The organism is Pseudomonas sp. G166, assembly GCF_037027455.2.
Taxonomy (GTDB): Bacteria; Pseudomonadota; Gammaproteobacteria; order Pseudomonadales; family Pseudomonadaceae; genus Aquipseudomonas.
In genome coordinates, this window is sequence record NZ_CP146985.1 from 4,644,568 (window position 1) to 4,662,117 (window position 17,550).

The 17,550-nt window shown below is 64.5% G+C and carries 2 protein-coding genes (1 of these 2 only partly in view); both read right to left on the reverse strand.

The genetic code is table 11. The features are described from left to right. Positions 1-4,758, reverse strand: partial view of a non-ribosomal peptide synthase/polyketide synthase gene (locus SGN16_RS20275; protein ID WP_335944523.1) — the start only. Its footprint begins 8,781 nt before the window's first position; only the first 4,758 of its 13,539 coding nucleotides appear in the window; its start codon is at positions 4,756-4,758; its stop codon lies off the left edge, out of view. Further along, complete coding sequence (locus SGN16_RS20280; protein WP_335944524.1) at positions 4,758-17,288, reverse strand: non-ribosomal peptide synthase/polyketide synthase; 12,531 nt, start codon at positions 17,286-17,288, stop codon at positions 4,758-4,760. The genes SGN16_RS20275 and SGN16_RS20280 overlap by 1 nt, the downstream gene beginning before the upstream one ends. Between the last annotated feature and the right edge of the window lie 262 nt (positions 17,289-17,550).

Consider the following 17,550-nt stretch of genomic DNA (forward strand, 5'->3'; position numbering starts at 1 on the left):
GCCGAACACCAGCGCCGGAGCGTCCGGAGTCCTGCGCACCTGATCTTCGATCAGCCCCTGGACGCTGCGATCGAGCGGGTAGGAAACCGTCGTCGCATTCCAGTCGACGAGCATGTGCCGCCGCTCGTCAGCGTCCAGTAACGCCCACTGCGCAACGGGACGATGCAGATCCTGCACCAAGCCTTGCAACAGGTTGAGCCAATGCCGGCCCATGCGCTCGATGGTGGCTGGCTCGAACAGGTCCGTGGCGTAGATCAGCGCGGCGTGCAGGCCTTGTGGGCTGTCGGTGGTCTCCAGGCTCAGGTCGAACTGCGCGGTGCGCTGCTCCCAGCCTAGGGGTTCGACCGTCAGGCCCGGCAAGGCGTTTTCAAAGGTCGAGGCACTCTCGTTGCGATGGTTGAACATGGCCTGGAACAGCGGGCTGTGGCTCAGGTTACGCTGCGGCTGCAAGGCATCGACCAATTGCTCGAAGGGCAAGTCCTGATGCATCTGCGCCGCCATGGCCGTCTGCTTGAGCTGTTGCAGCAAACCGGCGCCGGTCAGATCGCCATGGAACTCAGCGCGCAGCACCTGGGTGTTGACGAAGAAGCCGATCAACCGCTCGGTTTCCAGGCGCTGGCGGTTGGCAATCGGCACGCCGACGCGGATGTCGGCCTGACCGCTGTAGCGGTGCAACAAGGCTTGGAAAGAGCCGAGCAGCAGCACAAACAGCGTGACGTTTTCCCGTCGAGCCAACGCCTTGAGGGCATCGCTCAGCGCGCGATCGAGCACAATCGGTAAACGCGCGCCCCGCAGGCTCTGCTGCGCCGGGCGCGGATGGTCCGTAGGCAGCGCCAGCAGCGGCTGCTCACCGCCCAGTTGCCCGGTCCAGTAGGCCAATTGACGCTCGCGTTCACCGGCCGCCATCCATTGCCGCTGCCAGACGGCGTAATCCGCGTATTGCACCGCCAGCGCCGGCAACGACGCGGGCTGCCCCAGAGAGAAAGCCGAATACAGACTCATCAGGTCGTCGACCATCACCTGCAACGACCAGGCATCGGACACGATGTGATGCAGGGTCAGTACCAGAATGTGCTCCTGCTCGGCCAACTCCAGCAACGCCACGCGCAGCAGCGCATCGTTCAGGAGGTCGAACGGGGCCTGCATCTGCTGCTCGATGAATGCCTGGACACCGGCCTCATCCTCGCCGGCCAGGCAGCGTTCGACGAAGTCGACCTGCCCTTGCGCACGGATCACCTGGCAGGTGCCGCCATCGTTCTCCACGAACAGGGTGCGCAAGCTCTCATGACGCGCCACCAATGCTTCAAAACTGCGGCGCAGGGCGATTTTGTCCAGCGCCCCGCGCAGCCGCAACGCGGTGGGAATGTTGTAGGCGGCGCTGTCGGGGTCCATTTTCCACAGGAACCACTGGCGCTCCTGGGCAAACGACAGCGGCAGCGGCTGGTCACGGCGCACCGGCACCATCGCCAACGGTCGTTCAGCTTGGCCCAGGTCAAAGGCAGCGACGAAATCACGCAACGTGCCGTGCTCGAACAGGCTGCGCAGCGGCACCTCGATCCCCAGTGTCCGACGGATTCGCGAGACCACCTGGGTGACCAACAGCGAGTGCCCGCCCAATTCGAAAAAGTTGTCTTCCAGCCCTACCCGTTCGAGCTTGAGCACTTCCTGCCAAATCGCTGCCACCTGTTGCTCATGCTGACTGCGCGGTGCCACGTAAGCCTGTTGCAAATCGCCGGCGTCGGGGGCCGGCAGCGCCTTGCGATCGACCTTGCCGTTGGGCGTCAATGGCAGTTGTGCCAGCAACAGCAAGTGCGCCGGGACCATGTACTCGGGCAATTGCGCCTTGAGCGCAGCTTTGAGCGAAGCGCGTAACGCGGACTCGTCCGCTATTTCACCGGTCGCCGGCACCACGTAACCCACCAGTTGCGCACCGGTCGGGCCTTCATGGGCCACCACCACGGTTTCACGCACGCTGTCCTGGGCCAGCAGCGCCGCTTCGATTTCCCCCAGCTCGATGCGCAAGCCGCGGATCTTGACCTGATGGTCGATGCGGCCGATGTACTCGACCACGCCTTCGGCCCGATAGCGAGTCAGGTCGCCGGTGCGGTACAGCCGCTCGCCGGTGGTGGAGAACGGGTCCGGCACAAAACGTTCGGCGGTCAGGGCCGGGCGCTGGAAGTAACCGCGCGCCAGGCCATCGCCACCGATCAGCAGTTCACCCGGCGCGCCGGGTGGGTTGAGCGTCAGGTCGCTGCCGACAACGTACAACGCGGTGTTGTCCAAGGGCTTGCCCAGGTACGGACGGCTGTTTTCCAGACTCAAGGGATGCAGCGCCGACCAGATCGTGGTTTCGGTCGGGCCGTAGAGGTTCCAGACCTTCGGCGACAGCGCCAGCAGCCGTTGCGCCAGCTCCAGGGGCAACGCCTCGCCACCGCACAGGAAGGTGCGCCCGGCCAGCAGCGCAGCGTGCTCATGATCCAACAACATGCGCCAGCTCGAAGGCGTGGCTTGCAGCACGCTCACGTCGTGACGCTCAATCAGCGCCAGCACCGCTTGCGGATCCTGGTGGACGTTCTGGCCGGTCAGCACCACGCTGGCCCCCGCCGACAGGGGCCCGTAGATCTCCAGGCCAAAAATATCGAAGGAAAACGTCGTCAGCGACAGCATGCGATCACTGGCCGCCAGGCCGGGTTGGGCGATCATGCTGGTGACGAAATTGCTCAGCGCGCCATGGCGCACCATCACGCCCTTGGGTCTGCCGGTGGAACCGGAGGTGTAGATCACGTAGGCCAGGTGTTCGGCGCTCAACGGCACCACCGGACAGGTGCGCGGTGCGTCTTGCAACGCGGCGTCGGGCTGGTCCAGCAACAGGGTTTGCAGGGTTGCCGGAATCGGTAATACCGCCTGCAAACGGGCCTGGGTCAGCAGCAGTTCGATGCCGCTGTCCTCGATCATGTAGGCCAGGCGATCCTCGGGGTACGCCGGGTCCAGCGGCACGTAGGCGCCGCCGGACTTGAGGATCGCCAGCAGGCCGACAATCATCTCGACGCTACGCTCCACGGCGATGCCCACGCGCTGGTCAGGCGTCACGCCCAAGGCAAGCAAGCGGTGGGCGAGCTGGTTGGCGCGCGCGTCCAGTTGCCCGTAGGTCAGGGCCTGTCCATCGATGGTCAGCGCCAATACATCGGGGTGAATGCGGGCCTGTTCGGCGATGCGCTGGTGCACACACGCCACCGGGCCATGATCAACCTCACGTCGCCAGTCGTGCTGCATCAGACGCTGCTGGGCGGCATCGAGCAATGGCAACTCGCCGATCCGTTGCTGCGGCGCCTCGACGATACCTTGCAGCAGGTTCTGCCAGTGATGGGCCAGGCGTTCGATGGTCTGCGGCTCGAACAGGTCGGTGGCGTAGGTCAGTTCCGCGGCAAGGCCCTGCTCGGTTTCATAAGTGCCCAGGGTCAAGTCGAACTGGGCGGTGCGCCCTTCCCACACCAGGTCTTCGATGCCCAGCTGCGGCAAATGCATCTGCCGGGCTTGGGCTGCACCCGTGGTCTGATGGTTGAACATGACCTGGAAAATCGGGCTGTGGCTGAGGCTGCGCTCTGGTTGCAGGGCCTGGATCAACTGCTCGAACGGCAAGTCCTGATGCGCCTGGGCCGCCATGGCCGACTGCTTGACCTGATCGAGCAAGCGTTCGAACGGCAGTTGCCCATCGACATGGGCGTTGAGCACCTGGGTGTTGACGAAAAAGCCGATCAGGCCCTCGGTCTCGACCCGGTTGCGGTTGGCCACCGGCACGCCGACGCGGATCTGCGGCTGGCCGCTGTAGCGGTGCAACAAAGCCTGGAACGAGGCCAGCAACACCATGAACAGGCTGGCCCCTTGGCGCTGGGCCAGTTGCTTGAGCGCTGCCCCCAATTGCGGCGGCAGGCTCAAGTCCAGCCGTGCACCGCGAAAACTTTGCACGGGCGGGCGCGGATGATCGAACGGCAACTCCAGCACCGGCTGTTCGCCACCCAACGTCTGGAGCCAATAGGCCAACTGGCGCTCACGCTCACCGGCCTCAAGCCAGTGGCGCTGCCAGATCGCATAGTCGGCGTATTGCACCGTCAATTCCGGCAACGCCAGCGACTCGCCGGCCGTGTCAGCGGCGTAGTGGCGGACCAGCTCATCCACCAGCACCTGCATCGACCAGCCATCGGCAATGATGTGGTGCTGGATCAGCACCAGCACGTGATCGTCCTCGGCGATTTTCAACAACGAAACCCGCAGCAGCGGCCCTTGGCGCAGATCGAACGGGTGGGCGATTTCGCGCTCGACAAAAGCCTTGATGCTGTCGTCCTGGCTGATCGGCGAACCGGCGGGCAACGCCTCGACCGCAATGCACAAAGGCATTTGCGAGTGGATGACCTGCACGGCTTGTTCACCGCGCTCGATGAAGGTGGTGCGCAAGCTCTCGTGGCGCTCGACCAGGGCGTTGAAGCTGCGCTCCAGGGCCGGCACGTCCAACTGCCCTTTGAGGCGCAGGGCACTCGGAATGTGATAAGCCGAGCTGTGCGGATCCATCTGCCACAGGAACCACTGGCGTTCCTGGGCGTAGGAAAGCGGGAGGTCTTCGAACCCGCCACGGACCTCGGGAATGGGCAGGTTGGCCGGCGAGACGCCCTCTTCGAGCATCTTCTCCAGGTACAGCCTGCGTTTGTCCAGCGGCAGAGTGATAAAGCGCTTGGCAATCCTCAAAGCAACACTCTTGTCCATCAGACTTCCTCCATTTCATCAAGCAGGGCTTCCAGCTTGTTCAGTTTCTGTTCATTGATTGGCCCGTCCCCGGTGTCCAGTTGCGCGACAAAATCCCTCAGGACGGGGTGCTGGAAAATCAGTTGCGGGGTCAGCGTCAGCCCCAGTTCGAGGGCCAGGCGCGAGACGGCATTGACCGCCAGCAGCGAGTGGCCGCCCAGCTCGAAGAAGTGATCGTTCAAGCCCACGCGCTCCACCGTGAGCACCTCGGCCCAGATCGCTGCGACCTGCTGTTCAAGCTCACTGGCCGGCGCGACATAACCGGCCTGCAACAGGCCGCTCTCCACGCCCGGCAGCGCCTTGCGGTCGAGCTTGCCGTTGGGGGTCAGGGGCAGTTGTTCGAGGAACAGCAGGTGCGCCGGAATCATGTAATCGGGCAAATGCTCCCTGAGCCCGGCCTTGAGTTGATCGCGCAGTGTGCGCAACTCTTCAGGGTCATCCAGGTTCAGCGCCGGGGCGACCACGTAGGCCACCAGTTGCTGGCCGCCCGCTGCGTCCTGGGCCAGGACGGCCACTTCACGCACCTCGGCCTGTTGCAGCAGCCGCGCTTCGATTTCCCCCAGCTCGATACGGAAGCCACGGATCTTCACCTGATGGTCGATGCGGCCCCGGTACTCGAGCACGCCATCGGCGCGATAACGGCTCAGGTCACCCGTGCGGTAGAGACGTTCGCCATTTGTGGAAAACGGGTTGGGCACGTACTTCTCGGCGGTCATCGCCGCGCGGCCGAGATAGCCACGGGTGATACCCGCGCCGCTCAGGTACAGCTCCGCCGATACGCCTTGGGGCACCGCTTGCAGGTCGGCGTCCAGCAAGTAGCTGGCGGTGTGTTTGAGCGGCCGGCCGATGTTTGCCGTACCGCCAGCAGTGCGGCGGGTCCAGGTGGAATAGGTGGTGTCTTCCGAAGGGCCGTAGAGGTCGTAGACGTGCTCAATCCCGCCTTTCAAATGTGGGAGCGAGCTTGCTCGCGATAGCGACCTATCGGCTGGCTCCTGTGTGACTGACCCACCGCCATCGCGAGCAAGCTCGCTCCCACAGTACAGGGCGTCCACCAAACTTTGTTTCAAGGGCTCGCCCGCCAGGTTGATGATGCGCACACTGGCCGGAATCTCACCGCTATGCTGCAACGCGGCGATGGCCGAGGGCACGGTGTTGATCAGGCGCACCTGATCCCGGGCCGGCAGTTGCGGCAACTCCAGCGCGTTGCGGGCGATGATCAGCGAGCCGCCGTTGGCCAGGGTCACGAACAGCTCCCACACCGACAGATCGAAGCACACCGACGTCGACGCCAACACGCCCTGGATGTCGTCGCGGCTGTAGACGGACTTGGACCAGTCGATCAGCGCCAGCACGTTGCGATGGGCAATCGCCACGCCCTTTGGCTTGCCGGTGGAACCGGAGGTGTAGATCACGTAGGCGAGGTTGTCTGGGATGACCTGGGTGTGCGGGGCGCTCAGCGGGTAGTGCGTCAAATCGAGCTGATCGAGCATCAACACAGTGGTCTCGGCCGGAACGCTCAGCGTCGTCGCCACGGCTTGTTCAGTCAGCAGCACCCGCGCACGGCTGTCCTCGAGCATGTAGGCCACGCGTTCGGTCGGGTAGTCCGGGTCCAACGGCACGTAGGCGCCACCGGCCTTGAGCACCGCCAGCAAGGCAATCAGCAGCTGCTCGGAGCGCGGCATTGCCACGCCCACTCGCACTTCCGGGCCCACCCCCAGTTCGATGAGTCTATGGGCCAGGCGATTGGCCTGAGCATCCAGTTCGCGGTAGCTCAGGCGCGTGTTGGCGAAGGTCACCGCCAGGGCCTCTGGCGTGGCTTGAACCTGACGCGCGATCATCTGGTGAATGCACAGCGCTTGCTCGAACGGTGCGTCAACCGGGTTCCAGTCATGGGTCAGGCGCTGATGCTCATCGAACTCAAGCATCGACAGCTCACCCAGGCAGCGCTCGCCATCGGTCATCTGCCCCAACAGTTGGGTCAGATGCGCCGCCAGGCGCGCCACGCTGGCGGGCTCGAAACTGGCCCGCTGGTAGCTCATGTGCACTGACAACTGCCGATCCAGGCCCACCAACAGCGTCAACGGGTAGTTGGTCTGCTCCTGGGTGGCCACCGGGCCGAAGCGCAGGCCATCCGGCGCGCCCTGCTCCAGGGCCTGGGCAATCGGGTAGTTCTCGAACACCAACAGGCTGTCGAACAGCGCTTCACCGCCCTGCCCGGCCCAACGCTGGATGTCCAGCAACGCAGTGTGCTCGAACTCCCGCAGCGCCAGGTTGTGCCCTTGCACCGTTTGCAACCAACTGTCCAGGGACTGCTCTGCTCGCGGGCTGGCGATCACCGGCAAGGTGTTGATGAACAGACCGATCTGCTGCTCGATACCGGGCAAATCCGCCGGGCGCCCGGCGACCGTCGCCCCGAAGGCCACCGTTTCGCGACCGGTGTAACGCTGCAACAGCAGCAGCCATGCCGCCTGCACCAAGGTGTTGACGGTGACTTTCGAGGCTCGGGCGAAAGCTTCCAGACGGCGCGTCAGCGCTTCGTCCAGCACCTGCTTGTGATCGCCATAACCGGCATCGGCCTGCGCCGGCTTGGCCATGACGTCGGCCAGGCGCGTGGGTGTCTCCAGGCGTTGCAGCGCAGGCGTCCAGAACGCTTGGCTGGTGGCCGCGTCCTGGCGTTGCAGCCAGGCAATGTAATCGCGATAACGACCGGCCGGACGAGCCACGCTGTCACCCCGGTAATGCTGCAACACTTCACCGAGCAACTGCGCGCTGCTCCAGCCATCCATCAGGATGTGATGGTTGGTGTAGATCAGGTGATGACGCTCAGTGCCGGTGCGCACCAGCACCAGGCGCATCAGCGGCGCCTGGGTCAGGTCCACGCCGTGGGCACGGTCCTCATCGGCGAGGGTTTGCAGGGCGTCCTCAATACCAGCATGCCCGCTCCAGTCGAGCACACGGAACGGCACCTCGACCCGGCGCTGCACGATTTGCACTGGCTGCGCCAGATCGCCCTGCCAGAAGAAGCCGCTGCGCAGGATGTCATGGGCATCGACTACTGCTTGCCAGGCCGCCCGGAAGCGTTGCGGATCGACGCCTTCGACGTCGAGGCGCAGCTGGTTGATGTAGTCGCCGCTGCCCTGCTCTAGCAAGGTATGAAACAGCATGCCCTGCTGCATCGGCGACAGTGGGTAGAGGTCGTCGATGGCCTGGGGGTGTGGGACCAGTGTGTCCAGTTGCGCCTGGGTCAACCGCGCCAGGGGGAAATCCGACGGCGTCACGCCACCGCTGTGGTGGTCGCAGCAATGGGCGATGAGCGCCGTGAGTTCTTGCACATAGTCATCGGCCAGGCGCTGGATGGTCACGGCGTTGAACAGGTCAGCGCTGAAGGTCCAGCTCAGGTCCAACTCGCCGCCGAACACTTGGCCATCGAGGGCCAGCGGACTGCCCAACGGGCCCTGCAGGTTCACTTCTTCGCCGCCGCGCTCAGTGGTTGGCACGAACAAGGCATCGTCGGCCGCGTCGAAACTGCCGTCAAACTGACCGAGGTAGTTGAAGGTCAGTTGCGGTTTCGCCAAGCCTTGCAGGGTATGACGCGCACGTTCATCGCCCAGGTGCGCCAAGGCGCCGAAGCCAATGCCCTTGTTGGGGATGGCGCGCAGTTGTTCCTTGATCTGCTTGAGCGAGGCGCCAAGATCGGCAGCCGGGGTCAGTTTCGCGGGGAACAGGCTGGTGAACCAGCCGACGGTCCGGCTCAGGTCGACGTGGGCGAACAGATCTTCACGGCCGTGGCCTTCGAGTTGCACCCAGACACTGTCCGCGCCGGTCCAGCGCACCATCACCCGCGCCAGCGCGGTCAGCAACAGGTCGTTGACCTGGGTGCGATAGGCCGCCGGGGCTTGTTGCAACAGTTGTCGGGTGAGGGTTTTATCCAGTGCCGTGCGGATCGTCACGGCTTGGCTATGCTGCTGGCCGCCCTGGAGATTGTCCAACGGCAACCCCGCCGCGGCGCCTTGCAACTGTTGCTGCCAAAAGCCCAGTTCAGCTTGCAAGGGGGCACTGGCGGCGTAGTCCTGCAACGCTGCGGTCCAGGCTTTGACCGCGCTGGTCTTGGCCGGCAGTTGCACCGCAGTGCCCGCCAGGGTCTGGCGATAAGCGCTTTGCAGGTCTTCGAACAGAATCCGCCAGGAAACCCCGTCCACCACCAGGTGATGGACGATCAGCAGCAGCCGCTGCGTGCCATCGGCGAGGTTCGCCAGCAGCCCACGGATCAGCGACCCGCCGTCCAGTTGCAGGCTGCGCTGGGCCTGATCGCCCAGCACTTCCAGCTCGGCGAGATCAGCGACCTCGGCTTGCCACAGCAACGTGCCGGCGGCCTGCGCCTCGACCTCACGATAACGCGCGGTCCAGCCTTCGCCCTGCTCGATAAAGTCCAGGCGCAAGCTGTCGTGGTGCACGACCAGCGCGCCCAAGGCCCGCTCCAGTGCCTGGGCATCCAGCGCCTGGGTCGGCTTGAGCATCACCGATTGGTTCCAGTGATGGCGGTCAGGGATCGGCTGGGCGAAGAACCACTGATGAATCGGCAGCAGCGCGGTTTCGCCAGTCACCGGTTGCTGGTCGATCGCTTGCAGCGGTGCGCCAGTCTGCGCCACGGCAGCCAGGGCCTCGATGGTCTGGTGCTGGAACAGATCCTTCGGCGTGAAGTGAATACCCACCAGCCGGGCGCGACTGACCACCTGGATCGAGACGATGGAATCGCCGCCCAGTTCGAAGAAGTTATCCCGCAGGCCAACTTGCTCGAGCTTGAGCACGTCCTGCCAGATCGACGCCAGTTGCTGCTCCAGCTGGCTGCGCGGCGCCACATAGGTGTGCTGCAAGTGGCTGACGTCGGGCTTGGGCAGGTTCTTGCGGTCGAGCTTGCCGTTGGGGGTCAGCGGCAAGCGTTCAAGCAGCAGCAGATAGGCCGGGACCATGTGCGCCGGCAAGGTCGCCTTGAGCTGTTCGCGCAGGTGCTCGGCGAAATCCTTCGGCGCGGGTGCATCAGCCACCACATAGGCAACCAGACGCTTGCCGCTGCCAGCAGCACCTTCCTGAGCCACCACCACCGCTTCGCGCACACCCTCAAGGGCTTGCAGACTGGCTTCGACTTCACCCAGTTCGATGCGGAAGCCTCGGATCTTCACTTGATTGTCGATGCGATCGAGGTAATCGAACGTGCCGTCGGCGCGTTGGCGCACCAGATCGCCAGTGCGGTACAGCAAGCCGCCTTCAGTGCTGAACGGATCAGCGACAAAGCGCTCGGCGGTCAGGCCCGGACGGTTCAGGTAACCCCGGGCCAATCCGCTGCCGCCCAGGTACAGTTCACCGGCCATGCCTTGAGGCAGCAGGTTCAGGTCAGCGTCCAACACGTAGGCACTGCGGTCGCCAATGCGGCTGCCGATGGGCGCATACGCGGCGCCGCACGCCACCTCACGACCGGCCTTCCAGATCAGCGGCGTGACCACGGTTTCGGTCGGGCCGTAGCCGTTGATGATGAAGTCCGGATCCAGGGCGCGCTTGACCCGTTCGAAACTGGCGTTGGGCACCGCATCGCCGCCGAAGCAGTAGATGCGCACCTTCGGCGGGTTGCCCTCGCGCTCGGCGTGTTCGGCCAGTTGTTGCAGGTACACCGGCGGGAACGCCACCACCGTCACGCCGTGCTCGCGCATCGCGTTGTAGGTCTGTTCCGGGGTCCACAGGCTGTCGTCGCGAATCAGCAGCGAGGCGCCGTGAGTCAGGCTGGTGAGCCAGCGTTCGTGGGCACCGTCGAAGGCGAAGGACATGAAATGGAATTCGCAATCGCTGTCGCGCATCTCGTAGCGCTCGCCAATGGCCTGGCAGTGCATCGCCAGCGGACCATGGGCCACGCTCACGCCCTTGGGGTTGCCGGTGGAACCGGAGGTGTAGATCACGTAGGCGAGGTTCTGCGGATCGACAGTGATCGATGGTGCATCCGCCGGCTGCCGGCTCAGGTCCAGGCGATCGAGTTCCAGCACCTGGGCCGCGGCTTCCAGGGGAAGTTGCGCCGACACCCGGGAATCGGTGAGCAACAGCGCCAGCCCCGAATCCTCGATCAGGTAGGCCAGGCGTTCACGGGGGTAGCTGGTGTCCAACGGCACGTAGGCAGCGCCGGCCTTGAGCACCGCCAGCAGCGCGACAATCACCCCTTCGCTGCGCGGCAGGGCCACGCCGACCCGGGTTTCCGGGCCCACGCCACGGGCGATCAGGGCATGGGCCAGTTGGTTGGCCCGACGGTCGATCTCGCCATAGCTGAAGTGTTGGCCGTCGAAGATCACCGCCGTGCTGTGCGGTTTTCGCGCCGCCAAGTGGGCGATGCGCTGGTGTACGGCGATGTCGGTCGGGTATGGCTGCGGGTGGTTGGCAGCCTGTTGCGCCCTGTGCTCCTCGTCATCGGCCAGGGCAATCTCGCCGAGGCGCCGCTCGGCGGACTCGGCGAATCGCTCCAGCAAGTGCAGCAGTTGCGCACTCAAGCGCTCGATGGTTGCGACGCTGAAATGCGCCTGGTCAAAACTCATGTGCAGCGCCAGCGTCTCGCCCAAGGTCACGCCCAGGGTCAGCGGGTAGTGAGTCTGATCCTGGTTGGCGACTTCGCCGAACACCACGCCTTGAGCGGTGCCGCGTTGCAACGCCGCGGAAATCGGGAAGTTCTCGAACACCAGCAGGCTGTCGAACAGCGCGCCACCGCCCTGCCCGGCCCAGCGCTGGATGTTCGCCAGCGGCGTGTGCTCGAACTCGCGCAGGCTCAGGTTCTGCGCCTGCACGGCGGCCAGCCAGGCCGCGACCGTCTGGTCCGGACGCGAGCCGGCGATCACCGGCAAGGTGTTGATGAACAGGCCGACCTGCTGCTCGATGCCCACCAGCTCCGCCGGCCGCCCCGCCACGGTGGTGCCGAACGCCACGCAGGCGCTGCCGGTGTAACGCTGCAACAGCAACAGCCACGCGGCTTGCACCAGGGTGTTGACGGTGACCTTCTGCTGGCGGGCGAACGCGTTGAGCCGTTCGGTGCGCGGCGCGTCCAGCGTGTAATGTTTGAGCGCATGAGCGCTTTCGCCGCGCACTTCAGCACTCGCCGCAGCGGCGTTCGCCAGCACGGTCGGCTCCTGCAGGTCGGCCAGTTGCTCCAGCCAGAACGCTTCGCTAAGGGCCGCGTCCTGGCGCTGCAACCATTGGATGTAATCGGCGTAGCGGCTGACCGGGCGCGGTGGCTGTTGACCGGCATAGCGCTGCAGGACTTCACCGAGCATCTGCGCGCTGCTCCAGCCGTCCATCAGGATATGGTGGTTGGTGAAGATCAGGTGATGACGCGCATCGCTCAACTGAATCAGCGTGACCCGCAGCAGCCCGGCCTGGGTCAGGTCGAAGCCCTTGGCCAGGTCAGCGGCAATGAAATCCTCGAGGGCCTGGGCGGCGTCATGGCGCTCGCGCCAATCGAGCAAGGTGTAGGGCAACACCAGACGACGGTGGATGATCTGCAATTGCTCGTGCAACTCGCCCTGCCAGATGAAACCGCTGCGCAGGATCTCATGGGCGTCCACGGTCGCCTGCCATGCGGCGCGGAAACGCTCGGGGTCCAGGCCGTCGACATCCACGCACAATTGGTTGATGTAGGTGCCGGTGCCCTGCTCGTAGAGGGTATGAAACAGCATGCCCTGCTGCATCGGCGACAGGGGATAAATGTCTTCGATAGCGCCAGCCGGTACCGGGATCGCGTCCAGCTGCGCCTGGGTGATGCGCGCCAGCGGGAAGTCCGACGGCGTGGCGCCCATGGCATCGGCCGAGCAGCAATGGCCAATCAGCGCTTCCAGTTCGCGGGCATAGTCATCGGCCAGGCGGGCGATGGTCGCCTCGTTGAATTGCTGATCGCTGAACGTCCAGCGCAAGTCGAGCTCACCGTCGTAGACCTGGCCCTCGATGCCCAGCCAGTTGTCCAGCGGCGCATCAGGGCTCTGCTCGAGCCCGGCGCTTTCGCTCGCCGGGCTGAACAGCGCGCCCTCGCGGGCATCGAAACTGCCATCGAACTGGCCGAGGTAATTGAAAGTGATGCACGGCAATGGCAAGGCCTTGAGACAGACCTGTGAAGTGTCGTCGCCGAGGTAGCGCAGCACACCGAAACCGATGCCCTTGTTCGGGATCGCCCGCAGTTGCTCCTTGATCTGCTTGATCGCGGCCCCGACGTTATCGGCCGGTGTCAGGCGCACTGGGAACAGACTGGTGAACCAGCCCACCGTACGGGTCAGATCGACGTCGCTGAACAACTCTTCGCGGCCATGGCCTTCCAGTTGGATCAGGGTGTCGGCATGCCCGGTCCAGCGGCAGATCACCCGTGCCAGGGCGGTCAGCAGCAGGTCATTGACCTGGGTGCGATACGCTGCGGGAGCCTGTTGCAGCAGTTGCTGGGTGAGGTTTTTGTCGAGACGGCTGTGCAGCACTTTGGCGTAACGGCTTTGCCGGCTGCCTTGGGGGTTATCCCAGGGCAGATCCACCACCGCGCCTTGCAGTTGCTGCTGCCAGAATGTCAGTTCGGCCTGCACGCTTTCAGTGCTGGCGTAGGCCTGCAAATGTTCGCCCCAGGCCTTGTAGGCGCTGGTCTTGGCCGGCAACTTGATAGCGCCGCCGGCGCTGGCCTGTTGATAAGTCCGTTGCAGGTCTTCCAGCAGGATGCGCCACGACACACCGTCCACGGCCAGGTGGTGCACGGCCAATAACAGACGCTGGCTGCCATCGGCCATGCTCGCCAGTACCGCACGCAGCAGCGGGCCATTTTGCAGATCCAGGCTGCACTGGGCCTTGGCACAGAGCTCTTCCAGCTCGGCGGCGCTCAGGTTGTCCGCCGTCCACAGCAGCTCAGGGTCGACCACCACCGGTGCCACCTCGGCACGCCAGCCGTCGGGGGTTTCGACGAAGCGCGAACGCAAGGCATCGTGATGCGCCAGCAGTGCGTTGAGGGCCTGTAGCAGTGCCGGTGCCTGCAACGGTAGATGGCTGCGCAACAGGACGGCCTGGTTCCAGTGGTGACGCTGGGCAATGGCGTCCTCGAAAAACACCTGCTGGATGGGCAGCAACGGCAGCCCGCCAATGACCGGTCCCTGATCGATGACCAGCCCACTGCCGCCCTGCTGCGCGACGCTCGCCAGGCCTTGCACGGTTTGATGCTGGAACAGATCACGGGGAGTGAAATGGATCCCTGCCTGCCGCGAGCGGCTGACCACCTGGATCGAGATGATCGAGTCGCCGCCCAGCTCGAAAAAGTTGTCGGTCAGGCCGACCTGCTCCAGCTTGAGCACGTCCTGCCAGATGGCCGCGATGCCTCGTTCCAGTTCGCTGCGGGGCGCGATAAAGGCCTGCTGCAACTGGCTGGCATCGACTGAAGGCAAGGCCTTGCGGTCGAGCTTGCCGTTGGGGCTCAGCGGCAACTGCGCAAGGAACAGCAACTGAGTCGGCACCATGTAATCCGGCAGGCGCTCCTTGAGTTGCGCCTTGAGGGTTTCCCGCGCCGCGCCCTGCTGCTCGGCCGAGGCCGACACCAGCGCTGCGTCCTTGGGCACCACATACCCCACCAGTTGCAGGCTGCTGCCGCCCTGCACCGCCAGCACGACGGTTTCGCTGACCGCATCCAGCTCCAGCAAGCGTGCTTCGACCTCCCCCAGCTCGATGCGCAAACCGCGGATCTTCACTTGATGGTCAACGCGACCGACGTATTCGATCTGGCCCAAGGTGTTGAAACGTGCCAGGTCACCGGTGCGATACAGGCGCGCGCCGGTGGTGGAAAACGGATCAGGGATGAACCGTTCGGCGGTCAAGCCCGGGCGCTGGAAGTAACCGCGCGCCAGCAATTCGCCGCCAATCAGCAGCTCGCCGATCACCCCCACCGGGGTGGGTTCAAGGTGTGCATCGAGCAGATAGGTGTGGCGGCCTGGCAGCGGTTGACCAATGGGAAGGGTCAGCGGCAGTGGTCGGCGATTGAAGACGTAATCGCTGCAATCAAGGGTGGTGGCGGTGACCGTGGCTTCGGTCGGGCCGTAGGTGTTGAGCAGCTTGACCTGCTCCAGCCCGGCCCGGCGCCAGGCCTGCACGCCTTCGGGTGGCATGGCTTCACCACCGCTGTGCACCTGGCGCAGCGCCGCGTAGTCACGCGGACCGACAGCGGCGAACTCCTTGGCGATCATGTTCCAGTAGGCAGTGGTCAGGTCCATGACCGTGATGCCCTGCTCGACGATCTGGCGGTACAGGGTTTCGCTGTCCCACACCTCGTTACCGCGCAGCAACACCGAGGCGCCGCAGGTCAGCGGGCCGAACAGCTGCTCGCCAAAGGCATCGAAGTTGAACGTGGCGAATTGCAGCACGCAATCGGCACTGCTCAAGGCGTAATAGTGCTGCGAGGCGAACGCATGCTTGCTCAGCGCGCCGTGACTGATACCGACGCCCTTTGGGCGCCCGGTCGAGCCGGAGGTGAACATCACGTAGGCCAGGTTCTCGGCCCATACCTTGCGTTGCAGATTGCCTGGCTCGGCACCCTCCCAGGACTCGGCCTGATCCAGGCACAGACAACGCACGCCCTCGGGTACGGGCAGGCGTTCCAGCCAATGGCTCTGGCTCAGGAGCAAACGGCTGGCGCTGTCTTCGATCATGAACCGCAGGCGCTCAGCCGGGTACTGAGGGTCCAGCGGCACGTACGCACCGCCGGCCTTGAGCACGGCAAGAATGGCGACCACCAGCTCCAGGCTCCGATCGACAGCGATGCCCACCAGCACGTCAGGACCGACACCCTCGGCCACCAACGTGCGCGCCAGGCGATTGGAGCGAGCGTTGAGCTGGTCATAGGTCAACCGTTGTCCATCGCAGATCAAGGCGATGGCATCCGGGCTGCGTTCAGCTTGCGCCTCGAACAGTTCATGCACCGGGCGCTCGCTCGGCCAGGTCGTGTCGTGGCGCCCCCACTCGGTCACCAACTGGCGATATTCGGCCGGAGCCAGCAACGCCAGCTCGCCGACGCGCTGCTGCGGGTCGTTGACGATGTTGCGCAACAGCAACGTCCAGTGCCGGGCCATGCGCTCGATGGTTTCGGGGTTGAACAAGTCACTGGCGTAGGTGAACGCCGCGTGCAAGTGCCCGGCCTTTTCGTAGGTGTCCAGGCTCAAGTCGAACTGGGTGCTGCGGGACTCCCACTCGATGACGCCCAACTCCAGGCCGCTGCCGACTTTCAGCGTGGTGACATCGGCCACTTCCGGCTGGTGGTTGTACATCACCTGGAACAACGGGTTGTAGCTCAGGCTGCGCTCAAGCTTCAGCGCCTCGACCAGCCGTTCGAAGGGCAGATCCTGGTGGGCCTGGGCGCCGAGGGCGGTTTCCTTGATGTCTCGCAGCAGGTCGCCGAGGCGGGCCTGGCCATCCAGTTGCACCCGTAACACCTGGGTGTTGACGAAAAAACCGATCAGCCCTTCGATTTCCCGGCGGTTGCGGTTAGCGATCGGCACGCCGACCCGCAGGTCGTCTTGTCCGGTGTAACGGTGCAGCAGGATATTGAACGTGCCCAGCAACAGCATGAACAGGGTCACCCCATGCTGCCGGGCAACGCCGCGCAGTTGCTCGACCAGCGCAGCCTCCACCACATGCTCCAGGCGACGTCCGCGATAGCTCGGAAGTACTGGGCGTGGATAGTCGATTGGCAGCTCCAACACCGGGTGCTCGTCACCCAGTTGCGCCTGCCAGTAATCGAGTTGACGCTGCAGCTCGCCGGCCTCCAGCCAGCGCCGCTGCCACAGGGCATAGTCGCTGTACTGGATCGGCAAATCGGCCAGCTGCGGGGCAACGCCCGCTTCATGGGCGTCGTAGAAACGGATGAATTCGTCGATCAGCACGTTCATCGACCAGCCGTCGGAGACGATGTGGTGCAAAGTCAACAGCAGCACGTGTTCCTGGTCATCGAGCTTGAGCAATTCGACCCGCAGCAAGGGGCCGCTGGACAAGTCGAAAGGCTGCAGCGATTGCGCCTCGGCGGCCCGGCGCACCGCCTGCTCGCGCTCGGCGGCCGGCAAGTGGCTGAAGTCGGTTTTGCCGATCTCCAGGGGCGCGCTGGTCGGCACCTGTAACAGGCTGTCGTCGGCCTGACGCTGGAACACCGTACGCAGGGTTTCATGCCGGGCCACCAGGCTGGCGAAAGCTTGCTCCAGCGCCGGCAGGTTCAGTGCACCCTTGAGCCGCACCGCTCCCGGCAGGTTGTAGGCGCCGCTGTCGGGCTCCAGTTGCCAGAGAAACCACATGCGCTGCTGGGCGTAAGACAAGGCCTGGCGATCCTCGGCCTCGACGCCCTGGGGAATGGGAAAACCGCTGAACTCCACGCCCTCCTTGGCCAACGCGGCCAGGAACATCCGGCGCTTGTCCAGGGGCAACCCGATAAACCGGCGAGCAAGTTTCAAGGCGTCTTCAGCATTCATTTCTGGGGTATCCGGAATCAGTGGGCACAAGGCACAAAGGCAAGTCGTCCCTTTAAAACGAATGCAGACCGGAAAAATTAGCGTTTGAGAATCTGTATCAGGAAGGGAGGTAGGACGGGGGGTTCAGAAGGATGCAGACCTAAATGTGGGAGCGAGCAATGTGGGAGCGAGCAATGTGGGAGCGAGCTTGCTCGCGATGGCGTCGTGTCAGTCAATGAACAGCAAGCTGACCCACCGCTATCGCGAGCAAGCTCGCTCCCAC

Bases quoted from the DNA above. Each gene is read 5' to 3' on its own strand.
- SGN16_RS20280 (WP_335944524.1), bottom strand. From the start codon at position 17,288: ATGAATGCTGAAGACGCCTTGAAACTTGCTCGCCGGTTTATCGGGTTG.